This window comes from Rhodopila globiformis (assembly GCF_002937115.1).
Taxonomy (GTDB): Bacteria; Pseudomonadota; Alphaproteobacteria; order Acetobacterales; family Acetobacteraceae; genus Rhodopila; species Rhodopila globiformis.
In genome coordinates this window covers 1-23260 of record NZ_NHRY01000029.1, presented here as the reverse complement: position 1 = coordinate 23260, position 23260 = coordinate 1, and the positions used below count along the sequence as shown (strand labels likewise).

Annotated in this window: 23 protein-coding genes and 1 pseudogene; 14 read left to right on the top strand and 10 right to left on the bottom strand. The window is 65.1% G+C overall.

All coding sequences use genetic code 11. The features are described 5' to 3' along the window. Nucleotides 1-176, top strand: a 176-nt coding sequence (locus CCS01_RS00830) for a transposase (RefSeq protein WP_146101497.1), incomplete at its 5' end; no start/stop codon positions are given. Between the two features lie 9 nt (nucleotides 177-185). On the opposite strand, the gene CCS01_RS32475 is transcribed toward CCS01_RS00830, so the two are convergent. Together CCS01_RS32475 and CCS01_RS35950 are read right to left on the bottom strand one after the other, a co-directional pair. After that, the gene (locus CCS01_RS32475; RefSeq protein ID WP_158258170.1) at nucleotides 186-620 is read right to left on the bottom strand and encodes a type II toxin-antitoxin system VapC family toxin; all 435 of its coding nucleotides are present in this window, start codon (nucleotides 618-620) and stop codon (nucleotides 186-188) included. Between the two features lie 8 nt (nucleotides 621-628). Beyond that, a complete protein-coding gene (locus tag CCS01_RS35950; protein WP_104516937.1) occupies nucleotides 629-877 on the bottom strand; it encodes a FitA-like ribbon-helix-helix domain-containing protein in 249 nt (82 codons plus the stop codon). Between the two features lie 157 nt (nucleotides 878-1034). Here CCS01_RS35950 and CCS01_RS00820 point away from each other — a divergent pair, with 157 nt between their 5' ends. Beyond that, on the top strand, nucleotides 1035-1787 hold the full coding sequence (locus CCS01_RS00820) for a lytic transglycosylase domain-containing protein (protein ID WP_104516935.1): 753 nt from the start codon (nucleotides 1035-1037) through the stop codon (nucleotides 1785-1787). A 15-nt stretch (nucleotides 1788-1802) separates the two neighbouring features. Here the strand turns inward: CCS01_RS00820 and CCS01_RS00815 are convergent, their stop codons facing one another. Next, entirely contained in the window at nucleotides 1803-2453 is a 651-nt protein-coding gene (locus tag CCS01_RS00815; protein ID WP_146101517.1) for a hypothetical protein, read from the bottom strand. A 602-nt stretch (nucleotides 2454-3055) separates the two neighbouring features. Between CCS01_RS00815 and CCS01_RS00810 the strand changes: the two genes are divergently transcribed. Genes CCS01_RS00810 through CCS01_RS00800 form a run of 3 tightly spaced genes read left to right on the top strand, consistent with a single transcriptional unit; the run spans nucleotide 3056 to nucleotide 5984 of the window. Next, entirely contained in the window at nucleotides 3056-4384 is a 1329-nt protein-coding gene (locus CCS01_RS00810) for an O-acetylhomoserine aminocarboxypropyltransferase/cysteine synthase family protein (RefSeq protein WP_104516933.1), read from the top strand. 3 nt (nucleotides 4385-4387) lie between these two features. Beyond that, on the top strand, nucleotides 4388-4567 hold the full coding sequence (locus CCS01_RS00805; protein ID WP_104516932.1) for a hypothetical protein: 180 nt from the start codon (nucleotides 4388-4390) through the stop codon (nucleotides 4565-4567). Nucleotide 4568: 1 nt separating this feature from the next. Next, a complete protein-coding gene (locus CCS01_RS00800; protein WP_104516931.1) occupies nucleotides 4569-5984 on the top strand; it encodes a pyridoxal phosphate-dependent decarboxylase family protein in 1416 nt (471 codons plus the stop codon). Between the two features lie 178 nt (nucleotides 5985-6162). Here CCS01_RS00800 and metC read toward each other — a convergent pair whose 3' ends face one another. Next, nucleotides 6163-7362, bottom strand: a complete 1200-nt coding sequence (metC, locus tag CCS01_RS00795; protein WP_104516930.1) for a cystathionine beta-lyase — start codon at nucleotides 7360-7362, stop codon at nucleotides 6163-6165. Nucleotides 7363-7364: 2 nt separating this feature from the next. Further along, nucleotides 7365-8204 (bottom strand): 3-mercaptopyruvate sulfurtransferase, encoded by an 840-nt coding sequence (gene sseA / locus CCS01_RS00790; protein ID WP_104516929.1) that lies wholly within the window; start codon nucleotides 8202-8204, stop codon nucleotides 7365-7367. Nucleotides 8205-8359: 155 nt separating this feature from the next. Between sseA and CCS01_RS00785 the strand changes: the two genes are divergently transcribed. Beyond that, nucleotides 8360-9067 carry a CBS domain-containing protein gene (locus CCS01_RS00785; RefSeq protein ID WP_104516928.1) on the top strand — a complete coding sequence of 236 codons (708 nt, stop codon included), beginning with the start codon at nucleotides 8360-8362 and terminating at the stop codon, nucleotides 9065-9067. Nucleotides 9068-9138: 71 nt separating this feature from the next. Here CCS01_RS00785 and CCS01_RS00780 read toward each other — a convergent pair whose 3' ends face one another. Continuing rightward, entirely contained in the window at nucleotides 9139-10719 is a 1581-nt protein-coding gene (locus tag CCS01_RS00780; RefSeq protein ID WP_104516927.1) for a GTPase, read from the bottom strand. Then, nucleotides 10691-12607 carry a GTPase family protein gene (locus tag CCS01_RS00775; protein WP_104516926.1) on the bottom strand — a complete coding sequence of 639 codons (1917 nt, stop codon included), beginning with the start codon at nucleotides 12605-12607 and terminating at the stop codon, nucleotides 10691-10693. Before CCS01_RS00775 ends, CCS01_RS00780 begins: the two co-directional genes overlap by 29 nt. A 278-nt stretch (nucleotides 12608-12885) precedes the next feature. Between CCS01_RS00775 and CCS01_RS00770 the strand changes: the two genes are divergently transcribed. The 3 genes and pseudogenes from CCS01_RS00770 to CCS01_RS00760 all read left to right on the top strand — a co-directional run. Further along, complete coding sequence (locus CCS01_RS00770; protein WP_158258169.1) at nucleotides 12886-13125, top strand: type II toxin-antitoxin system Phd/YefM family antitoxin; 240 nt, start codon at nucleotides 12886-12888, stop codon at nucleotides 13123-13125. Beyond that, nucleotides 13118-13633: a PIN domain-containing protein gene (locus CCS01_RS00765; RefSeq protein ID WP_104516924.1), complete on the top strand. Its 516-nt coding sequence runs from the start codon at nucleotides 13118-13120 to the stop codon at nucleotides 13631-13633. Before CCS01_RS00770 ends, CCS01_RS00765 begins: the two co-directional genes overlap by 8 nt. 268 nt (nucleotides 13634-13901) lie before the next feature. Then, a pseudogene (locus CCS01_RS00760) lies at nucleotides 13902-14150 on the top strand (nucleotidyltransferase family protein); the annotation flags it as partial. Nucleotides 14151-14421: 271 nt separating this feature from the next. Here the strand turns inward: CCS01_RS00760 and CCS01_RS00755 are convergent. Continuing rightward, a complete protein-coding gene (locus CCS01_RS00755; RefSeq protein ID WP_158258168.1) occupies nucleotides 14422-15282 on the bottom strand; it encodes a universal stress protein in 861 nt (286 codons plus the stop codon). A 148-nt stretch (nucleotides 15283-15430) separates the two neighbouring features. On the opposite strand from CCS01_RS00755, the gene CCS01_RS00750 reads away from it, so the two are divergent. The 4 genes from CCS01_RS00750 (at nucleotide 15431) to CCS01_RS00735 (ending at nucleotide 19293) form a co-directional block, all read left to right on the top strand. Further along, nucleotides 15431-17317 (top strand): PAS domain S-box protein, encoded by a 1887-nt coding sequence (locus CCS01_RS00750; RefSeq protein WP_204848092.1) that lies wholly within the window; start codon nucleotides 15431-15433, stop codon nucleotides 17315-17317. Further along, nucleotides 17307-17924 (top strand): response regulator FixJ, encoded by a 618-nt coding sequence (gene fixJ / locus CCS01_RS00745; protein ID WP_104516921.1) that lies wholly within the window; start codon nucleotides 17307-17309, stop codon nucleotides 17922-17924. Before CCS01_RS00750 ends, fixJ begins: the two co-directional genes overlap by 11 nt. An 82-nt stretch (nucleotides 17925-18006) precedes the next feature. Then, on the top strand, nucleotides 18007-18390 hold the full coding sequence (locus CCS01_RS00740) for a response regulator transcription factor (RefSeq protein WP_104516936.1): 384 nt from the start codon (nucleotides 18007-18009) through the stop codon (nucleotides 18388-18390). Nucleotides 18391-18600: 210 nt separating this feature from the next. Further along, a complete protein-coding gene (locus CCS01_RS00735; protein ID WP_104516920.1) occupies nucleotides 18601-19293 on the top strand; it encodes a helix-turn-helix domain-containing protein in 693 nt (230 codons plus the stop codon). A gap of 97 nt (nucleotides 19294-19390) precedes the next feature. On the opposite strand, the gene CCS01_RS00730 is transcribed toward CCS01_RS00735, so the two are convergent. Then, the gene (locus CCS01_RS00730) at nucleotides 19391-21607 is read right to left on the bottom strand and encodes a tetratricopeptide repeat protein (protein ID WP_158258167.1); all 2217 of its coding nucleotides are present in this window, start codon (nucleotides 21605-21607) and stop codon (nucleotides 19391-19393) included. Between the two features lie 10 nt (nucleotides 21608-21617). Beyond that, entirely contained in the window at nucleotides 21618-21962 is a 345-nt protein-coding gene (locus tag CCS01_RS33420) for a hypothetical protein (protein ID WP_158258166.1), read from the bottom strand. A gap of 652 nt (nucleotides 21963-22614) precedes the next feature. On the opposite strand from CCS01_RS33420, the gene CCS01_RS00725 reads away from it, so the two are divergent. Further along, nucleotides 22615-23103, top strand: coding sequence for a hypothetical protein (locus CCS01_RS00725; protein ID WP_104516918.1), 489 nt, complete (start codon nucleotides 22615-22617; stop codon nucleotides 23101-23103). Nucleotides 23104-23260 lie beyond the last annotated feature (157 nt).

Below are 23260 nucleotides of genomic sequence, written 5' to 3'. Positions count from 1 at the left end.
CCAATCGCCGCTCGCCGCGGACCTACGACCGCGACCTCTACAAGGCGCGCCATCTGATCGAAAATTTCTTCGCCAGGCTCAAGCAGTTCCGTGCCATCGCAACCCGCTATGACAAGACTGCCCGCAACTTCCTCGCCGCGGTCCACCTCGCCGCCGCCGTCGTTTGGCTTAATTGACGACACGCCCTAGCCCCCGTTACCAAATTCCTTGTGGAATGCGGGGCCTTCAATCAACATTACCTGCTTGGCCAAACTCGTGGCGTGGACTCGCTGAAAGAACTGAACATCTGCTGTAATAAGTGGAACGCTCTGACTCTCTGCGAGTGCGACATAAAGCGAAGCATAAATCGGTGTTGCCAATGTTGCCGAAATTGCAAATGCGCGTAGTGCCAGGAGACTGACTGCTGTTTCCACAATCGGTGCACGATTCAGTACTGCTATTCGCTCTTCAGCATCAGCCGTGGTCAAGTCACCCCGCGATACTTTCGCCCACAGGATGTTAAACGCCTCGGCCCGCCAGTGCGCAGGTGCACGCAGCGTATTGGCCGTGAGCAACAGGGCAGCGTTGGCGCTGTGTTCCTCCTCGACCACCCATTTCACCGCAACCGAGGCATCAACCACGGCCTCCCTCACCGACGCGCGCTGCCGTGATCCCGATCCCGATCCGTCCGGATCAGGTCCGCACTGTCACTGGTCTGCCGTGGCGTCCGTGCCCGCAGCCGTGCCGCCGCTTCGGCAAAACTCTCCGTCTCCGGACGCAGAGCCTGCTCCAGCAGAGCCCGATGTTCGGCCTCGGCCGAGCGGCCGCTCCGCGCGGCCCGCTGTTTCAGAGCCTGAACGAGACGGTCATCAAGTCCCCGGACAATAAGTTGGCCCATATCATCCTCATGATATGCTATCATACGTTGATAGCATATTGCCTGCCCCTGTGCAACATCGACGTGTGACGCGATGCCACATGGACGCAGACGCCTGACGACACCCCCGCCGGCCGGCGTAAACACTTTATTCATCTTTACCCGCTAGACCGGGGGCATGACGACCTGGCGCTCCCTCCCGATCCTGATCGCCCTGCTCGCCTCCTGGCACGCCAGGGCCGATCTCAGCTTGGTCACGCCGCCCGCGACCGCGCTGTGCCGCCAGGCGATCACCGCGGCCGAGCGGGCGCACGGCATCCCGGCGCATCTGCTGGCGGCGATCGCCCGGGTGGAAAGCGGCCGCCGCGACCAGGACTCCGGCACGTTCAACCCCTGGCCGTGGACCATCAACCTGGACGGGCAGGGCAGTTTCTACAACACCAAGGCGCAGGCCGTTGCCGCCGCCCGGGCGATGCGGCCGCGCGTGACCCGCTCGATCGACGTCGGCTGCATGCAGATCAGCCTGACGCACCACCCCGACGCGTTCCGCGACCTGGTGCAGGCGTTCGACCCGGCCGCCAACGCCGACTATGGCGCGCGCTTCCTGTTGCAATTGCATGACAAGACCGGATCATGGCCCGAGGCGGTGGCGCAGTACCACTCCGCCACGCCCGATATCGGCCAGGATTACCAGCGCCGCGTGTATGCGGCCTGGCCCGAGGAACAGCGCCTCGCGTTTGCCGCCGCGCCGGCGGCGCCGCTGCGGCCCTGGCGTGGGTTCTATGCCTCCTACACGCCGCCGGCGCGGCTGCAGCCGCGGACCGCGCGGATCATCCTGCTGCCCCCCATGGCCGGCGGCGGCCCCGTGCCAGGCAAGACGCTGGCAATGTACCGCGCCATGCCGGTGCGCATGGCCCCGCAGCACCGGTAGGCGCGGACCGCCGGCTCAGGACAGCAAGGCCGGCGCCGCCGCCAGCAGCAACTGCCGGCATTCCAGCCACAGCGGCAGGATCTGGTCGTTCGGCGCGAGATGGCGGCTGAGCGCGCCGTGCCCGGCATCGGGATCCGCGTCGAAGGCGATGTGCTGGACCAGAAAATGCCGGAACGCCTGCAACAATGCGTCGTCCCAGTGCGGTGCCGTCAGCATGGCGCGGAACATCCGCTCCAGCCCGCCGTCTTCATAACTGGCGATACTGCGCGCCCGCGTGTCCAGGTCCATGGCGCGGATGGTTTGCAAGTACCGGCTGCCGGTTTCGTCAATATAGCCGCGTCTGTCACTGGCTGTTGACGACAGCAGCAGCAGACGCCGCATGAACTCGTCGTGGTCGAGCGTTTCATTGGGCTGCGCCACGCCGGGCCACGGCGACAGGTTGTCGGTGTCGCATTCGCCGCGCGACAGCTCCTGCAATTTTGGATCGCCGGGAAACAACCGGCAGGCGATTTCCAGGTTTTCCCGGAACTGCACGGAAAAATAATAGTAGGCTCTGGCAACGTTGGACAAATCTTCGCGGGTGAGTGCGGTCCAGTTCAGCGCGCATATCGAGTCGACGATACGTTCGTAACTGTAGCGTTCGGTCATTTGCTTGTCGATTTGCAAGGGCGGATACCTCAATAAGCGGACGACGGATCCCGAGGCTCGTGGAGCGCCCTACCGTAAGGCCCGGGCTTCGCAAACGGCAAACTGATTCTGTTCACAAATGCTTTGGCAGCGCATCATCATCGGACCGTGACATTCACTGGCAAAAAAACACACGCTGGTGACCATGGAAAACCATGTCCAGCCGGATAACCGCTCGGCAAGGCCAGCATCATCCGATGCGATACCGGCACGGGTCCTGAGGCCGCCGGCGCCGTGACCGGCCGCACGGAAACAACAACGCAGCCGCACCGGACGCGCCCGCTGCCGCGGCGCCTGGTACGGCTGCGGGCGAGCCGATTGCGGAAGGACAATTTTCCGCATACGTCCGCGTTGAAATCTTCAAGAATGAAACTGTCCATGGCGCGGTCGCTGGCATGGTCGCGCAGTCGTGTTGCACGCCGACGTTGCCGAACCGGCTAAGAACTATCAGCCTGATTGTCCGTTTCCCGGTTCGGACCCGGTTTTCCATCTGCCCCTGGACTCCTTGCCGACATTTCTCACTCCTACCGCGTGGCATCGGGCGCCGGTCCCTCCTGTGCGGTGGGATGAAAGGTAGCCGAATGCGAAGCGAGACGATCGCTGTTCATGGTGGATTCGACGGTGACCCGGCAACCCGCGCGGTCGCGGTGCCGATTTATCAAACCGCCGCCTATGCCTTCGACAGCGCCGAGCACGGCGCCGCGCTGTTCAACCTGGAAGTCCCGGGCTACCGCTACAGCCGCATCAGCAACCCGACCACCGCCGTGCTGGAACAGCGCGTCGCGGCGCTGGAAGGCGGGATCGAGGCGCTCGCCGTCGCCTCCGGCCAGGCGGCGCTGAACTACGCGGTGCTCGGGCTGACCGAAAGCGGCAGCAATATTGTGTCTGTGCCGCAACTCTACGGCACGACCCACACGCTGTTCGCGCACATCCTGCCGAAGTTCGGCATCACCACGCGCTTCGCCCGGGCGGACGACCCGGCCTCGGTCGACAGCCTGGTCGACGCCAATACCAAACTCGTGTTCTGCGAGAGCGTCGGCAATCCCGCCGGCAACATCAGCGACATCCAGGCGCTGGCTGCCGTCGCCCACCGCCACGGCGTGCCGCTGCTGGTGGACAACACCGTCGCCACGCCGCTGTTGCTGCGGCCGTTCGAGCATGGCGCTGACATTGTCGTGCACTCGCTGACCAAATACCTCGGCGGGCACGGCACCACGCTCGGCGGGATCATCGTCGACGGCGGCCGGTTCCCATGGGCGCGGCATGCGGACCGCTTTCCGATGTTCACCCAGCCGGACGCGTCGTACCACAATTTGATCTACACCGAGCATTTCGGCGCCGCTGCCTATGTCGCCCGCTGCCGCAGCGTCTACCAGCGCACCATGGGCGCGGTGCTGTCGCCGCTCAGCGCCTTCCTGCTGCTGCAGGGCATCGAGACCGTCGCCGTGCGGATCGACCGCCATGTCGAGAACGCGCGCAAGGTGGCGGACTTCCTGCGCGACGACCCGCGCGTCGCCTGGGTCAACTATGCCGGGTTCCCGGACAATCCGTACTACGAGCTTGGCCGGAAGTACCTCGGCGGCCGCACCTGCGCGCTGATGACCTTCGGCATCCACGGCGGGTTCGCCGCCGGCACGGCGTTCTATGACGCGCTGCGGCTGATCAAGCGGCTGGTCAACCTGGGCGACGCCAAGTCGCTGGCCTGCCATCCCGCCTCCACCACGCACCGGCAGATGTCGGCCGCGGAGCAGAAGGCCGCCGGCGTCACGCCGGAGATGATCCGCCTGAGCATCGGCATCGAGCACAGCGACGACATCATCGCCGACATCGACCAGGCGCTGGCCGCCGCCGCCGGCCAGGTTCCGAGCGGCCAGCCGATGGGCGACGCGCACCGCCGTGCCGGAGCCTGACGGATGACGGGATCAGCGATCGACCGCCTGGCCGTTACTCCAGCCCAACCACAGGTCCCGCGGCCGTCGGACGCGCCGCAGCCGGACAGCCCGGCGCGGGTGGCGGACCGGGCCGGGGACAGCGCCGTCCCGGCGATCCGGCCGTGCCTCGCCGTCGCGGCGGCGCAGGTGCGGGAGCCGTAGCGTGACGCACCACCCGGACTCGCCTCTGTTCCCGGGCGCGGCACAGCGCCAGGCCCGCGACGACGCCCTGACCCGCGAGTTGGCCGCGGCGCATGACCGCGTCGTCGCCGGGCCGGTCACGCCGCGGATCGACCTGGCGGCGTTCCGCGACCAGCTCGCCGCGTTCGACTTCCAGGCGCCGCAGGACGCCGCGCGCCTGCTGTCCTGGACCATCGCCCAGCTCGAGCACGGCCTGGTGCACATCACCCATCCGCGTTACTTCGGCCTGTTCAATCCCGGCCCCGTCGCCCCATCGCAATGGGCTGATCGCATTGCCGCGGTGTTCAATCCGCAGCTGGCGACCTGGACGACGTCGCCGGCTGCGGTCGAGATCGAGCGCCACGTCATCCGCGCCGTCGCCCGGCGCGCCGGGCTGCCCGCCGATACCGTCGGCCACTTCACCACCGGCGGCGCCGAGGCGAACTGCACCGCCCTGATCTGCGCCCTGACCCGCGCCGCGCCGGCGTTCGCGGCGGAGGGCGCGCGCGCCTTCGCCGGAGCGCCGGTGTTCTACGCCTCCCGCGCGTGCCACCTCGCCTGGCTCAAGATCGCCCACCAGTCCGGCATCGGCCGATCGGCTGTGCGGCTGGTGGAGACGGACGGGGCGGGACGGATGGATGCGGCGGCGCTGGCGGCGGCGATGGCGGCCGATGCACAGGCGGGGTGCGTGCCGGTGATGGTCGTCGGCACTGCCGGCACCACCGCGGCCGGCATGGTCGATCCGCTGGCGGACTGCGCGGCGCTGGCGCAGCGGGCGGGGGCCTGGTTCCACGTCGATGCCGCCTGGGGCGGGGCGGCGATTGCCTCCGAGCGGCTGGCGCCGGTGCTGGCCGGCGTCGAACTGGCCGATTCCGTCACTATTGACGCGCACAAATGGTTCGCGACGACCATGGGATGCGGCATGGTCCTGACCCCGCACGCGCCGGTGCTGTCGCAGGCGTTTGAAGTAACGACCGGATACATGCCGTCGGCCACCCGGGACGTCGATCCCTATGTCGGCAGCATGCAGTGGTCGCGGCGGTTCCTCGGGCTGCGGCTGTTCCTGGCGCTGGCGGTGGCCGGCTGGGACGGCTACGCGGCGCATGTGGAGCATGCGGTCGGCCTTGCCGGCGTGCTGCGGGCGCGGCTTGAAGCGCGCGGCTGGCGGATCGTCAACCGGTCGGACCTGGCGGTGCTGTGCATCGAGCCGCCGGCGGGCGCGGCGGATGTCCGCACGATCGTCGGCCGGGTGCTGGCGTCCGGCCGCGCCTGGGTGTCGGTGGCGACGTTCGAGGGGCGTGACGTGATCCGCGCCTGCATCACGCATGGCCAGGCGACCGCGGACGACGTGGGGATTCTGATCGATGCCCTGGGCGCGGGGGCGTCGGCCGATCGATAGCGCCGGTTTGATCGGTGGGATGATCCCGTTCACGCAGGCTGGCGCGGCCGTTCTCTCTCCGTCATGGCCGGGACGCGCCCGGCCATGACGGAGAGAGAACGGCCGCGTCGCCAAATCCTTCTTCCATTTTATCCTGATGCGCCTGGGGACGAGCCTGGCCGTGACACGATAGTAACGCTCAGCCCTTGAACGCCCGCATCTGCGCCAGCGCCTGGCGGATGTCGGTGATCAGGTCGTCCACGTCCTCCAGCCCGATATGCATCCGCACCACCGGGCCGGCGAACTTGCCGGTGCCGGCGGTGCGGGTGATGAAGCCGGTGGTGGGGATCGCCAGGCTCTCGTAGCCGCCCCAGGAGGCGCCGATGCCGAACAACTGCAGGGACTCGACGAAGCGGTGCGTCGCCTCGGGCGTGAACGTCGGCTTGAATTCGACGCCGAACAGGCTACACGCGCCGGTGAAGTCGCGCCGCCACAAATCGTGCCCCGGGGCGCCGGGCAGGGCCGGGTGCAGCACCTGCGCCACCTCCGGCTGGTGGCGCAGCCAGTGCGCGACCTGCAGGCCGGACTCCATCTGCGCCTGCAGGCGCACCGCCATGGTGCGGATGCCGCGCAGCGTCAGCCAGCAATCGTCCGGGCTGGCGTACTGGCCCAGGTTGCGGCCGGCGGCGTGCAGCACCTGCCAGTCGGCCTCGTTGTTGACGATGATGGCGCCGATGAGGACGTCGGAATGCCCGGCCGGATACTTGGTCGCCGCCTGGATCGAGACGTCAACGCCGTGGGTGAAGGGCTGGAAGTGGTGGATGCCCCAGGTGTTGTCCATGAACACTTTTGCGCCGCCGGCGTGCGCGGCACGGGCGATGGCGGGGATGTCCTGCATCTCGAAGGTGTGGCTGCCGGGGCTTTCGGTATAGACCACCCGCGTGTTCGGCCGCATCAGCGCGGCCATGCCGGCCTCGTCGATCTGCGGCTTGTAGTAGTCCGTCTCCACGCCGAACTGCTTCAGGATGGTGGCGGCGAAGGTGCGCGCCGGGCCATAGACGCTGTCCGGCATCAGCAGGTGGTCGCCGGCCTTGAGCCAGGCCAGCAGCGGCGTGGTCACCGCGGCCAGGCCGGTGGAGACGATATAGCAGCGCGTGCCGCCCTCGATCGCGGCCATCGCGTCTTCCAGCGCCCAGTGGGTGGCGGAGCCGCCGGTGCCGTAGGTCAGCACCCGCTCACCGCGCCGCGCGCCCAGCGCCTTGCGCTCGGCCACCGTCGGCACCAGCACGGTGGAGCCGCGCAGCAGCGGCGGGTTGATGAAGCCGTGCTCGTTCTTGGTGATGCGGCCGATATGCGACAGCGTGGTCCGCAGGCCGTGCTTCGGGGGGACGCCGGCCATGCTCAGCCGACCTCCACCGGAGTGTCGGCGCGGCTGCCCCATTCGGACCAGGAGCCGTCGTACACCGCGCCCTCCGGCAGGTCCGCCAGGCGCAGGCCCAGCGTCAGGATGCAGGCCGAGACGCCGGAGCCGCAGCTGGTGACGACCGGGTGCCTGCCGTCCACCCCGGCGGCGGCGAAGCGGGCGCGCAGCTCGGGGGCGGGGCGGAACGTGCCGTCGGGGTTCAGCAGGTCGGTGTAGGGCAGGCTGGCGGAGCCGGGGATGTGGCCGCTGCGCATGCCGGGGCGCGGCTCGGGCACCGTGCCGGTGAAGCGGCCGGCGGCGCGGGCGTCCAGCACCAGTTCGTCGCGGCTGGCGACATTGCGCAGGATGTCGCCGAGGCCGCGCAGCCGCCGGGCGCGGAAATCGGGGACGAAATGCCCGGGCGGCGGGGCCGCGGCCTGGCCGTCGCCGAGCGGGCGGTTCTCCCGCTGCCATTTCGGCAGGCCGCCATCCAGCACCGCTGTGTTGTCATGGCCGAACAGGGTCATCAGCCACCAGCCGCGGGCGGCGGAGGCGAGGCCCTTCTGGTCGTAGAACACCACGCGGGAGGTGTTGCTGACGCCGAGCTCGGCCATCAGCTTGGCGAAGCGGCCGGGGGAGGGGACCATGTGCGGCAGGTCGGTGTCGGTGTCGGCTATGACGTCGATGTCGAAGAACCGGGCGCCCGGGATGTGGGCGCGGAGGTATTCGGTCTTGCCGTCCTTGGGCTCGTTGGGCAGGTATTTGGTGGCGTCGAACACCACCAGGCCCGGCGTGCCCAGTTGCCCGGCCAGCCATTCCGTCGTCACCAGCGGATCCATGCTTTGTCCCCGTTCATACGTGCGGTTAATGTAGGGCACGCATCCGCGCCTGTCATGGAGCGGGATTGAACGGAAGGCGGGCTGACGGGGTCGGTCGCCGGGTGTAGGTTACCGGCGTGTAACACGTCCGGGCCGCTCGGCCGGGGGAGAGTGCCATGATCGTCGCCGATGTCATGACCCGTCGTGTCGTCACGATCGCGCCGGAGGCGACCGTCGAGGACGCGGCGACGCTGATGCTGGCGCGGCGCATCTCCGGCCTGTTCGTGGTGGACCAGGCGGGCGACCTGGTGGGCGTGATCACCGAGGGCGACCTGCTGCGGCGGGATGAGCTGGGCACCGAGCGGGGGCGGCCGTGGTGGCTGAAGCTGCTGGTCTCGCCGGCGCGGCAGGCGGCGGATTTCACCCGGGCGCACGGGCGGCATGTGCGGGACGTGATGACGGCGGATGTGATCAGCGTGGCCGACGACGCGCCGCTGGAGACGGTGGTGGCGACGATGGAGCGCGCCCGGGTGAAGCGGGTGCCGGTGACGCATGGGGGGCGGGTGGTTGGCGTGGTCAGCCGGGCGGATCTGCTGCGGGCGCTGGTCAGCCGGGTAAAGCAGGCGGAGCCGGTGGGGCAGGATGACACGGCGATCCGGGGGGCGATTTTGGACGCGCTGGAGCGGCAGGCGTGGGCGCCGATGACGACGCTGAACGTGACCGTCGCCAAGGGGGTGGCGGATATGTGGGGGACGATCACGAACGAGGCGGAACGGAGCGCGATCCGGGTGGTGGTGGAGAATACGCCGGGGGTGACGGCGGTGCATGATCATCTGGTGTATGTTGAGCCGTACTCCGGGACGGTGATCGAGGGGCCGGGGTAGGGGGAGGGCAAGCCTCCCCCGGCGCAGGGAGAGAGCCTGTCGGTCGAGGTTTACGATGGAATAAGCGCGCGTTACTGTTCCAACGCGATATCAAGCCGGCCTTTGCATTTCAACAGCACAGCCCGATCGGCTTCCAGCGTCGCGGCCTGGCCCTTGAGCGTGGCGGCCTGCCGCGCAAGCGCATCCTCGACCGGAGCGAAGACGGATTCGATTATTCCCTGACACTGCTGGTCCAGTGCCCAACGCATCCTGCGTCCCGCATCCGCGACCTGCTGCTGCAGAGCCAATCGACGGTCTTTCTCCCGCTCGAACTCGCGTTGGGCCTCACGATTAGCCAGATAGGCATCGCGCATGCCAACCGCCGCCTGGATGGCCGGGCCGACGAGTGGCGCAATCCGTCCAAAGAAGGCGGGTCCCAATCCTTTGAACGTCGCAGGAAACACCTGCTTGGCGGCTAAAAAGCCGCCGACAATGATGTCGTTGTCGAGCCGGTTTAGCGTAGGGGCCAGAAGGTTCGTCGCGTCAACCAAGCCAAACCCCCTGTTCTTTACCGTATCTTGCGGCGCAGTGCCTTCGAGCAGCGGGATGGCAGGCCCGCCAACAGGACGGATCGCGATCGCTTGGCCGGCACAGGCGTCTTCGATATCGCCAAAGACGCGCTGTGTCTTGCGCAGCTCGCGCTCGATGATGGCCGTGACTGCTTGAGCCGCCTCGGTCGTGGCAGCTTTACCGGGTTGCGGCTCTTGGTTCGAAACGTCGTGCGCGTATGCCGCCTGGAAGGTGAGGGCAGCCTCCTGCGTTGCCTGGTCGAGCACCGCCGTAAGCCGTGTGCGTTCTGCTGCGACCCCATCCACGGCCTCGCGAGCGAACTGCCGAATGTCGTCTGTCGGCAAATCAGCAAGGGCCAAATCAATCTGTCTTGCAATCCGTAGGCAGACGGTTACCGCCATTTGCGCCTTGCCGGTGGTCTCGCAGAGATCGGCTATATCGGCCTCAAGCTCTACCAAGCCGCTATTGGCAAGCAACGCTGATTTGCCCTCGAGTCGGCCTCGCATCCCGGAGGCGGCATTGACGAGCCGGATCGGGGCGCGGGTTTCGATATCTACGATCCCGGCACCGGCGGCGGCGCGCCGCAGATTTTCGGCCACACGGTCGCGCAGGTTCAGGAAGTCGGGGCTGTCCGGTCGAAAACCACTCTTGTTGTTCAAAATGACGCGGATCGGTTTGCCCGCGCACACAATTGCAACGATCTCATTAAAGGTACGCTGTTCCTCAATGGTACCATCGGTGGCAAGCACGAAGAGCACGGCGTCTGAGGCTTCAAGATGCTTGCGCGTAACCTGCTCGTGCTCGATCGGTGCATCGATGCCAGGCGTATCATCGAGTAGAAAGCCCCGCCACGGATAGCTCGTCACACGATCGGTCTCGGGGTAGTCGGCGACACGCGCAACCTCTGCACCAACAAGTGCATTGATGAGCGTGCTTTTCCCAGCGTTGTAGGTACCGAAAACCATAATGCGCGGTGTCGCGGCTCCGCTGCGATCGGCGAGCAGTTCCTCCGTGGCGTCGATATCGATCACCGGCAAATAGCGACCAAGTGGCTCACGTGCCGTCTTCCAGACGTCAAACGCGAGTCTGAACGGATCGGCCATTGCTATGCACCTTTCTTGTGAGAATGTCGGCAAACCGCCTTAGCTCATAATCGAGCCGAGCGGCGCGCTGCTTTACCGGGGTGATGGCAGCGCTTTTCATGGCTGCGAAGAACTCCGCTACCGCGGCCTGCCCGGCGTCTTGTAGTATCTTGGTGGCACTTGCTTGGACCTCGGCGCGGTTGTCGCCCGACTGTATGCTTACTTCCGAGTCGCGGCCGAGCGCTTTTCCAGCTTTGTAGCCGAGAAAGGCGCCAATCACTGTGCCTGCGGCCATTCCGATAACATTACCAATGCCGGGAACCACGGTTCCGAGTGCAGCCCCCGCCTCCGCCCCAGCCCAGGAAGTTGCGGCCATACCTCCGGCCACACCTGCCGCCCCGCCTACCGCCCCGCCGATTGCCTTGCCGATTGCACCAGTCGCCTTGCGGTTTGACTTCGAAATTTTGATCGTGAGACTTTCGAACGTCGTAAGCCCCTCGAACCTCACAAGAGCGGAAATCTCCGCGAGAGTGGGGACGGCCACAAGCGCCCCGCCCTGGGCCGCAAGCAACGAACGTATTTCCGCTTGCGTTTCTTCGGCAACAATTTGGCGCAGCGACTCCGTGCACGCCCGCTCGAAACCTGCCTGCTCCTTATCGTCAGCGTGACATTTTACCTTGTAGGCCACCATCGGGCCGATCCTGCCGAGCACGGCCGCGGCTACGCGGTCAGCGCGGCGGCTGAGCTCGGCGTCTGCGGCAGTAAGCTTCGACTCGAGATCGCCAAGCCGGTCCAGAACGCGCACGACCGACAGGGTGTCGCTCCGCGCGTCGGCACCCAGTATAAGCTCAACGAAGTGATCGAGGTTGCGCGACGGAGTTTCGCGCTTGTGGCACACACCTTCCGACCGTGCGATCTCGGTCAGCAGGTTCAGAAAATCCGCAACCCCGCTGTCTTCGAGTGCCGCGGGATCGTTGTCATGTGTCTCTGCGTAGCGTACCGACAGGCTGAGAATATCGAACGGGACGGCCTCGCCGGCAGAGGAGACCGCATGGCGCACGTATTCGGTCTGTTTCTGGCGGGCGGCCCTGTCCTTCATGACCCACTGCTGGAAGATCGTCCCGTCAGGCGCTTCGTCCTCCTGTGGCATGTCGCACTGTGTTATGACTACGAGGAAACGTTTTTTCGCCCACAGAAGTTGCTGTATTTCGGTGATGTCGCCCGCCCGGCCCGGATTACCGGAATGCATCGGATAGACGATCAGGTCGGCGACATCAGCGTAGTCAGAGGCAAGAGCCCCATTTTCGGGCGTCACTGAATGCAGCCCAGGCGAATCGACCCAGGTCAGGCCGGGGATGCGGAAACCTTGGATTGACTTCGTCGTCTCACGTGCGCCGACTCGGAAATAGCCACCTTGTCCCGTGGCGGCTTCGGCTTGGTTCTCCGCGCCTTGCGCCATGGCAGCCGTAAAAAAATCCGGTTGCGCTCCGGTGATTGGCTCGCCCTCGGGATTGCTGCGGCCATAGGCCATGTAGTTGCCAAGCGAGCTCTTGCCGGCCTTCACCTTGCCGAGCACGAAAACAACGAGGCTGTCGGTGAAGCCTTTGCGGAACGTGGTTTTGCGGTCGTACTGCTCTATGCGGTTGAGCCAATCGTCCAATATGTCCACCAGTTCGCGGTTGAAATCGATCATGAAACGCGCGAGCGGGTGCGAGGGAGCGAAGACAGTCTTGCCAACGCCGTCGTGCATCATGTAGCGAACATCACCCAGCGCCTTGTTCAGCGTCGCCTCGCGCGCATCAATATCCGCGGCAGCGGCGGCGAAGTCCGCCCGCAACCCGGACATTGCGGCGTAGAAGGCTGCCCGTATGTCGGCAGGTGCCAGGGGTGCCGCCTGTTGTAGGTCCATATCGGTGTCTCTAATGTAACGACTATTGTCCATATCACATTGGAAATAGTCTGACAAGCCGTCAGGCGGCGCTCACAATAGATGGGCTGCACAGAACAATCTCAGCCCGCCCATCGCAATCCAACTCGCTGGACGCCCTATTGCTCTGGCCAAACAGGCGTTCTGGTGCGGTGTTCGGCCGTGTGGTGGCCATTCCCGGTGAACAATGCAGCTTGGACGAACGGCTTGAACCCCTCAAAAACGTCCACTATGTCCACATTCCAGGAATGGAGGTAGCCATGCCGCAGTGGCAGACGGCGGATGCCAAGCAGCGCTTCAGCGAACTGGTCGAAGCCGCAGGCACGGGGCCGCAGGTCATCATGCGCCACAAGGAGCCGGTGGCGGTCGTGCTGTCGCCGGACGAGTACCGGCGGCTCGTGCAACAAGCCGACGCCAACTTCGCCAGCCTGCTGGCACGCTCGCCATTCGCGCCGGGCGAGGCGGAGCCTGTCGGGATGGGCCTGTCGAGCGGTGGCTGAGGCGCCGCTCGGCTGGGTCGTCGATACCAACGTGCTGTCGAACCGTGGCAGGATCGAGGCCGATCCCAACCTGGTCGAATGGCTCCGGCGGAACGTCCGGCTGGTGCGGATCAGCGTGGTCACGCTGGCAGAGATGCGCCGCGGCTTATTCCTGCTCGAAGCCAGGATCGTGGCGACGGCCGACCGGAAAGTGCGCGCGAGAGAGCAGGCCCGTCTCGACTGGAAACGGGCCTGGTACGACGAACTCACTGGACGCTTCGCCGATCGGCTGGAGCCGATCGACATCGTCGTGGCCGAGAAATGGGCGGAGACGTCGGTCCGGTTTCCGTCCCTGCGGGACGGGGACAAGGCGATCGCCGCGACGGCGCTGGCCAGGGGCTACGGCGTGGCGACCGAGACCCTGGGCGACTTCCGCCGGGCGGGCGTGACGCTGGTCAACCCGTTCGATCCGGACACTTGGGACGAAGGACCGGAAGCCGACCCGGTGGATTTGCTCCTCCGGTCGTAGAAGGAGACACTGCACGATGCGGAGAGCCAAAAAGAAGCCGCCCCGCCGGAGTCAGGAACTTCGCCTCGTCAGGGTAGCCGGATGAATGGCCGAGCCTTTACACTCCGATTTGCCGGGCGGGGTCGTTTCCTGGCCAAACCGGCATTCCGGTGCGGTGTCCGGGCGTGTGGTAGCCATCGCTGCTGAACAATCCGAGCTGGCTCATGCATGCGCTGATTGACCGACATCGTGCCGACATCGCCTCTCGCCGTGCCGCTGGTATGGCGTACGGCGGCTGGAGGTGTTCGGTTCCGCCGCCCGCGGCGTCGATTTCGACCCGGCAACCAGCGATGCCGGCTTCCTGGTCGAGTTCGACCGCAACAGCAACCTGCCCCCACTGCAACAGTTCTTCGGGCTGGCCGAGGCATTGGAAAGCCTGCTCGATCGCCACGTCGACCTGATGGAAACGGGGGCAGTCAGGAACCCCTTTATCCTGGCCGAGATCGAACGGGCGCCCGAGGTCGTTTATGCCGCGTGACATCCGTACCTCCCTGGGGGACGTGCAGGACGCCGCGGCCGCGATCCAGAATTTCATTGCTGGGACCCCTCGCCATGGTCGGGTGTGTCCCAGCCATCGGCCCCCCGCCGTTGAAGCGCAGATGGCCGGGACAAGCCCGGCCATGACGGTAAAGAGACGACCTCGCTCCGCACGACGATAGGAGGACATCTCGCTCCGCGCGATCATCGGCATCTGCGAGGCTGCATTCTGAGAAGCAGCCGTGCGGGCGTCTCCACCCGCACCCGCCACCTCAGTGCGACATCAGCACCGGCACCGTCATGTGCCGCAGCAGATCCCGCGTCACCCCGCCCAGGATCATCTCCCGCGTCCGCGAGTGCCCATACCCGCCCACCACCAGCATGTCGGCGCTGATGTCCGAGGCATAGTCCAGCAGCGCATCCGCCGGCGTCAGCCCGTCACTCACCACGGTGCGGGCGGCGGAGACGGTCAGGCCGTGGCGCGCCAGGTGCTCGGCGATGTCGGCCGTCGGCAGCACCTGCGTGCTGGCGGCCGGGCGGGACGCCTCGACGGTCAGCACCGTCACGGTGGCCGCCGACTCGATCACCGGCAGCGCGTCGTGCACCGCGCGGGCGGACTCCCGCGTGCGGGTCCAGCCGATCAGCACGTTCTTGCCGATGGTGGTGAAGTCCCCGGCATAGGGGATCAGCAGCATCGGCCGGCCGGAGGCGATCAGGATGTCCTCGATCAGCGTGCGGGCGGCCGGCGGGGGCGGATTCTCCGGATCGACCTGACCCATGATCACCAGATCGGCCACCTGCACCCGATGCACCACGGCGGCGATCAGCGGCCCGGTTTCGAACACCCAGTCGCCGCGCACGTTCTCGCGCCGCAGGGTGTCGCGGAACGTCGTCTCGATGACCCCGGCCTTCGCCTTGGCCTCGGTTTCGATTTGCTGGGCGAATTCCGGGATCGCCCACAGGTCGGGATAGCCGCCCAGGGCGAAGGACATGTCGGAGGGCAACAGCAGCTCGAGCGGGCAGAATCCGGTCAGATGGGCATCGTCCCGCCGGGCCAGGCTTATGGCGGCGGCCAGCCGGGCCTCATCACGCGGCGAGCCGTCCAGTAACACAACCAGGTCTCGCAGAGCCACGGACTCCTCCTGTCGTTGATCGACTGCTGTGGTCCTATTACCGCGTCCGGGGTGCCAATCCATTGATTCAGGTCAATGGCAGCCCCGCCGCATCGGATGCATACCATCATTCGAACATCCATGGTAACGTCACGGGTCAGAGAACCCGGTGACGTCTATCATTATGCCTTCGACCTCTCGTTCCCACTCGACACGTCCGGCGGACAAGCCCGGCGTCGCCAGCCATGCGCTGGACGCGGCGGAAATTGGCCCCTGGCACTGGGATCTGCGCACCGGCGCGGTCAGCCTGTCCCGCCATGCCGCGGGCCTGTTCGGCTGCACCCATGCGGTGCCGGCCACCTATGCCGGCTTCCTGGACCTGGCGCATCCGGACGATCGCGTCTTCGCCGACACGTTGCTGCAGCAGAGCGCCGCCGGGCAGGGCGCCTTCGATTTCGACATCCGCGCCGCCGCCACCGGCCAATGGCTGCGCGTGCGCGGCCGCTGCGATCCGGGCGAGGCGGTCGGCATCGTCATCGACGCCGGCCGTCGCCCGGACCGGCAGGACGTCCGGTTGGCCGCCATCGTCACCTCCACCGCCGACGCCATCATCAGCGAGGCCCCGGACGGCCGCGTCACCGCCTGGAACCACGGCGCGGAATCCCTGTTCGGCTTCTCGGAAAGTGAGATGCTCGGCCGATCGCTGCTGGAACTGGTGCCGTTGGACCACCAGGCGGATGCGGCGCGGATCCGCGACCGGATCAGCCATGGCAGCCGCGTCGAGCACTTCGAAACCCGCCGGCGCCGCAAGGACAACACCGTCATCGACGTGTCGCTGACCGTCTCGCCGCTGCACGACCAGGACGGGCACCTGCTCGGCGCCTCCATCGTGGCGCACGACATCACCGCGATGAAGCGGGCGCAGGTCGCCTTGCAGGAACGCGAGGCGCATTTGCGCTCGGTGCTGGAAACCGTACCGGACGCGATGATCTTCATCGACAGCCGCGGCATCATGCGATCCTTCAGCGCCACCGCCGAGCGGCTGTTCGGCTTCACCGCCGCCGAGGCCATCGGCCAGAACGTGTCCATCCTGATGCCGTCGCCGTACCGGGAGCAGCACGACACCTACCTGACGCGCTACCTCGCCACCGGCGTGCGCCGCATCATCGGCCGCGGCCGCGTCGTCGTCGGCCAGCGCCGTGACGCCTCCACCTTCCCGATGAAGCTGTGGGTCGGCGAGATGATCTCCGGCGAGCGGCATTCCTTCGTCGGCTTCGTCCGCGACCTGACGGAACGGCAGGAAACCCAGCAGCGGCTGCAGGAGTTGCAGGCCGAACTGATCCACATGTCGCGCTTCACCGCCATGGGCGAGATGGCGTCCACCCTGGCGCACGAGCTGAACCAGCCGCTGACCGCGGTCGCCAGCTACCTGAACGGCTGCCGCCGCCTGCTGGACGGCTCCGCCCACGTGCACGGGCTGATGCTGCGCGATGCCATCGACCGCGCCGCGGACCAGACCCTGCGCGCCGGCCAGATCATCCGCCGCCTGCGCCAGTTCGTGGCGCGCGGCGAGTCCGAACGCCATGTCGAGAACCTGGCCAAGCTGATCGAGGAAGCCAGCGCCCTCGCTTTGGTCGGCGTCAAGGAAACCCGCGTCCGCGTCACCTTCGCCTTCGACCCGGCGGTGGAATTCGTTCTGGCCGACAAGATCCAGGTGCAGCAGGTGATCCTGAACCTGATCCGCAACGCGATCGAGGCGATGCAGGAAACCGCCCTGCGCGAACTGACCATCGCCACCGCGCAACGCGACGAGGACATGGCCGAGATCAGCGTGATCGACACCGGCCCCGGCATCGCGCCGGACATCGAGGCGCAACTGTTCCAGCCGTTCGTCACCAGCAAGCCGCACGGCATGGGGGTCGGCCTGTCGATCTCGCGCACCATCATCGAGGCGCATGGCGGCCGGCTGTGGGCCGAGTCCAATCCCGCCGGCGGGACGATCTTCCGCCTGACGCTCAAGGCTCTGAGCAAGGAGGAAATCGACAATGGCGCGTGATGCCGTGGTGCACCTGATCGACGACGACGACGCCGTGCGGCAGGCGGTGGCGTTCCTGCTGACGACGTCGGGCTTCGCCGTCCGGGTGTACGAGTCCGCGCCCGCCTTCCTGGACGCCCTGCCGACGGTGCAGCCGGGCTGCATCGTCACCGACGTGCGGATGCCGGAAATGGACGGGCTGGAACTGCAGCGCCAGCTCAAGACCCGCGGAATCGGCCTGCCGGTGATCGTCATCACCGGGCACGGCGACGTGCCGCTGGCGGTCGAGGCGATGAAGGCCGGCGCCGTCGATTTCCTGGAAAAACCGTTCAGCGACGACAAGCTGCTGTCCGCCATCCGCGTCGCCATCGACCGCCACGCCCGCGAAGCCGAGCGCGCCGACGAGATCGCCGCCATACGGTCCAAGCTGGAAGCCCTGTCGCCGCGCGAGCGGGAGGTGCTGGACGGCCTGGTCGCCGGGCTGCCGAACAAGACCATCGCCTATGACCTGAAGATCAGCGCCCGAACTGTTGAGGTGCACCGCGCCAACCTGATGGCCCGCATGGGCGCGGCGAGCCTTGCCGATCTTGTACGCATGGCCTTCGTCATCCGCGCGGGGTTGCGCTAGATCAAGGCAGGCATTCGGGCGTTTCCCCTAGCATCCCGGAAAGTCCGCGCGGTGGTGCGACCGCGGGATGCTGGAGTTTCCGATGGCCTACCGGCGACATCTTATTCTGATCGTCGATGACGACCAGGCGGTGCGCGACTCGTTGCAGTTCGCGCTGCAGCTGGAGGGGCTGTCGGTGCACGTCCATCGCGGCGGGGCGGCGCTGCTGGCCGACCCGGACCTGGCGAAGGCGCGCTGCCTGATCCTGGACGAGCGCAACCCGTGCATGGACGGGTTCTCGCTGCTGGGGCGCTTGCAGGCGTTGGACATCCACGTGCCGGCCATCCTGCTGACCAACCACGCCACGCCGCGGATCAAGGCCAAGGCGAACGCCGCGGGGGTGACGATGGTGCTGGAAAAGCCGCTGCTGGACAACGCCCTGGCGGACAACATCCGCCGCATCCTGGAGGCCTCCCCGGATCCCTAGCCCCGCATCGGCGCGTCGGGATCGCCCGGGCGGTCCCGGGGCGATGAAAATGCTTGCGAAACGGCGGCCGACGTGTTTCCACCCCAGGTGGAAATGTCGGCGGGTTTCAAACTGGACGGCTACGTAAATTCCCGTAGGATTAAACCCAATCGCACGGCTTCGTGCATGCCGATAGAACCGCGTCATGGTCTTCCCAGACAGGAGCCTCTGATGTCGGTTTCCACAGCAGTCGCGGCCAAGCCTTCCCAGACCACCTCGCAGATGCCCTGGATGACTTCTGCGTTCTGCGACGACAGCCTGAGCGGCGACCTGGGACCGACCGGTTCCGTCCTGCATTTCCCCCCCGACCGCGCGATCTATGAGGAAGGCGACCCGGCGCGGTCGTTCTACAAGGTGGTCAGCGGCGTGGTGCGCACCTGCCGCTTCCTGAGCGACGGGCGCCGGCAGATCGACTCGTTCCATGTCGAGGGCGACGTGTTCGGCTTCGACATCGGCGGGGAATACCGGCTGTCGGCCGAGGCGGTGTCGGAGTGTACGGTGATCGCCTATCGCCGCCGCGGCCTGGACGCCGCCGCCGCGGTGGATGACCGCCTGGCGCGGCAGTTCTTCACCCATGCCATGACCTGCCTGGCGCGGGCGCAGGAGCATTCGTTGCTGCTGGGCCGGGGGACGGCGGTGCAGAAGATCACCACGTTCCTGATGGAGATGGCCGAGCGCGGGGCGTGCGACCAGGTGATCGATCTGCCGATGAGCCGGCAGGATATCGCGGATTACCTGGGGCTGACGATCGAGACGGTGTCGCGGACGCTGTCGCACCTGGAGCGGGACGGGGTGATCGGCCTGCCGACGGCGCGCCGGGTGGTGCTGAAGGATCGGCGGGTGTTGCGGGGGATGATGGCGTAGGGGCGACCGCCGAGTTTGCTATAAACGACGCGCCTTGTGCCAGGACAGTAGGCGCACAGGGTGGTTGTGCTTTATTTGTTACAGGAGAGAGTCCCGGCTACCCAGACCTGGGCGTTGGTATCTCGTTGTCTGCCCGCTGTATCACGCCGGTAAGGTGACGGGTCATGTTCGGCAGTTCCGGATCGTTGACGTCGCCATGAATTTCAAAGATAGCCAGCGCACGACTCCTCAGCGCATTTGCCTCACCGAACTGCCCGATATCGAGCAGATTCAACCCAAGGCTTAGCGCAGCATGCGCTGTTGTCAGATGGTCCTGGCCAAAGCGGCGCTCGCAAGTTGTCAATGCTTGCCGCAGAAGCGGCTCCGCTTCAGCAGGTCGTCCCATCTGAGACAGTGTCACTGCGAGGTTCGTAGCCCCGCTGGCCACATACTCGTTATCGAGCCCGTAAATCCTCACTAAGGTCTCGTACACGCGTCGCAGCACCGGCTCCGCCTCAAGTAAACGGCCACTGGCGCGAAGCAGCTCGGCGAGCTTGGCCAGACAAGGTAAGGTATTCTCATCGTTAAATACGTGGGTGCGCTCAAATATAAACAATGCTCGGCGGAGTGACACCTCTGCTTCAGAAAAGTCGCCGGTAGCAAGTAACGCCGCCCCAAGGGTTGTATTGGATGTCGCTAGCGCTTCTTCGTCCGAATCTTTGGAAAGTTCAGAGATTGCTATAGCTCGTCTGAGCAACGGCACTGCGTCAGCCGGTCGCCCAAGCGCGAGCAACGCCAACCCAAGATTGTTTGCTGAAGTGCCTACTACGGGGTCGCTGGGACCAAGAACACGCTCAGCGTCAGCCAGAACCCGTCGCCATAGCGGCTCGGCTTCGGCCGAATTACCTAGCGACTGCAATACCGAAGCGAGGGCGCCTGCAGCAACTATGGTCTTTTCATGGTCGGAGCCGAGGACGTTCTCAAAAAGCGAGAGTGCATGCTGCCGCAGCGGTAGCGCTTCCGCAGGACGCCCAAGATCAGCGAGAACTGCGGCAAGATTGGTAGCTGGACTTGCCATGAGCAGGTGATTTGGTCCAAGAGCATGCTCTATGGTCGCCAGTACTTGCCTAAGCAGCGGCTCTGCATCCGCCGGCCTGCCGAGGGCGCGGAGTACCTCCGCAAGGTTTCCAGCTATAACTGCGACGTCTGGATGATCACTTCTTATCGCGCCAGTGATTACTGTGAGCGCTTGCTTCAATGCAGACTCAGCTTCTAGAGGACGGTTTAAAGTGTACAGCACTCCCCCAAGACAATTCAACAAAATAGCATATGTCCGATCCTCAGTTCCCAACGTAGCCTTGTATACCGCCAGTGCCCGCATAATGAGCCGCTCAGCTTCCGCTGGCCGACCGAGGTCAGTCAGCGTGAGCGCCAAATTATTAGCCGCATGGACCACCTGCGGGTGATCGCGGCCTAGACACTGTTCGATGGCCTCCAATGCATGTCGAAGGATAGGTTCTGCCTCGGCCGCGCGGCCAACCGCACGTAGTAATTCAGCAAGGTTGACGGCAGTGGCTCTGCCGTAAATATAGTCGGAGCCGATCACTTGGACTTCGAGAGTTAACGCCCGCCGGTATAGCTCTTCAGCTTTACCATAGGCGCCACCGTACTTTAGCGATAATCCTGCATGGCACAAGTATTTGGCTCGCCGAAGCGGATCGCCCTCTCGGACAAGAGCAGCCGCCTCTTCGTAGAGGGCGGCCGCTTCAGCATAGCGAAACCTCAGTTCGGCGAGACTAGCACGCTGGTCAAGCGTTTCGGCGCGGCTCGATCTACGCCTCTCAACCTGTTCCAATATGCGCTGCTCAGCCACGAGGTCAGCCGCCTCAGCCTCCCTCATAAGGCCTTCTGCTCTATCGTAGGCGCCTATTTCCACCGCACCATGGGCCTGCTGCTTAAGACGCATTATTTCGGGGTCTGTGCCGTCAAGGCAACGAAGCCGCTCTAATAGGTCTTTATGCCGCTCCGTGAGTTCACCCAAAGCCTGCGGAAGATATTCTAGGACTACATCAGTTTGTCCGAGAGCGCGCAGCATGGCGATTGCCGCACCCTCAGTAACACCGAGTCGTTGCCGCAACTCGCTGATCTCGCGTTGGGCCTCGGCATTCATTGCGGTTAGAGGGGCAGTGGCGATGGCCACAAGCTGGGCGACGTGCTTCGCTGTATAGCCGTTGACGATGGTATTGACATAAGCGTCGCCACAGCCTGTGAGAGCCGCGTCGCGTCCGGCCTTAATGTTTACCTTCCAGGCAGCCATGAAATCGAACAGGCGCATTGCTGGTGCATCACCTGTGACTCTGCTGATCATCCTTCCGGTCGGCGTTGTGCGCTCCGCCAATTTTTGATTGCACGACAGCATCGCGCCCGCCAACCACCGCGTCGCGACCCGCCCGAATTTTCTGATAACCGAGGCTTTGGCGGCTCTCGCTGTGCTGGCTGCGGTTTGTGTGATTTGTATCTGCTGCGGATTGGCTAACGGTTGAGCCGACGACAGCATCGCGCCCGCCCACAGCCGAGTCACGTCCTGCTGTGATTTTCTGCCGCCCATGCATTCCTTGGCCGCCCATCACCCAGGCTACGATGCCCGCGATCCCAAGGGTGAATGCGCCGACGGCGATCAACTGCACCATTTGCGCTTGCGCTGCTGGGTCTAGGTCGGGCACTGCGCTCTCGATTAGCGGGCGGAGGATGAGCACAGCGGCGCCCACCGCTATGCCCCCAATTCCAGCAACCTTTCCTAACCCTGCAATGTTTATTGCCACCTTTGTCCCTGTCCCTATTTCTGAGGCGTGGATTCGCACCTTTGCCACACGCCGCTACCAACTGACAGAACATATAGGATTCCGTCGAGCGGCACTACCATCGCTTTGGCAGTTTTATCGTTTCCGTAGGGGCTGTCTGCGTTCTGCGTTTCCAATATGGAATTCGTATCCTGCTGAGATTCCTCAAGAAGCGCCCTTAAACTGCCAAAGCGGTGCTACTCGCTCATGTACAAACCGCGTCGGCGCGATAATTCGTCCCAATGATTGTATTTGATAATTGGCATAGTCGATTTCTCGTATGCAGTCTTCTGATCACGTGCGCGTGACAAATCCACCAGAATCGACCGTGAGGTTCACGAAAACTTCTGTGTTCCGCCCTGTCGCGGGCTGGCCATCTGACCGCTAGCATGGCCAGATGGCCGGCGAGATTTCTCGCATACAGGCGATAGTGGGTTGGCGTGGCTGCAATGGATCGGCCAAGGTATGATGCCCAGAACGCCATTCACAGAAGGTATTTCTCATGTCTCTCGACCCAAAAAGCTTCTTCAAGCTCTACGTCCTTGCGCCTCACTCGGCATGGTGCGAGGACGAGCTTTGCGAGTGGAAGGCGTTTGCCACGGCAAGCGGTATCAATGCGCTCGTTGAGCACGCCCTGAGAGCGGCCAATCCGACTGATCCTATTAATACCCCAGCCTACCAGCAGAAGCTTCATGACTACCGTGTAAATTTAGGGTTCTCAGCGGAGCATCGACATATCCAATACGTCGTCGAAACCTACAAACACGTCGAACTGAAGGGTTCCAAGAAGGTTCCGGGCCGCTTCGATATGATGCAAGGGCAGCGGGCTGGGGCCTTCGCGCCTGCCTTTAGCCGAGCGTTTGATGTGGTGCGCCCCCAACTTGGATTCCCCTATGATGATGGCACGGGGCCAACGCCGTGGATTCCGCTGCGGAGACCTGTAGAAAATTGCGTCGCCTACTGGAAGGGTCACTTCGGGCTAGTGGAGTAAATATCCCCCGGCAGAGCCGGGGGCTTTATAGTGTTGGCCGCTCAAAGCGGCCGGGCGGGTCGCTGACGCGGCCCGTTGAGTGTGAGCCGCTCAAAGCGGCAAGCGGGACCGCTAACGCGGTCCCGGGTTCAGTTGGCCACTAAAGTGGCCGGTTCAG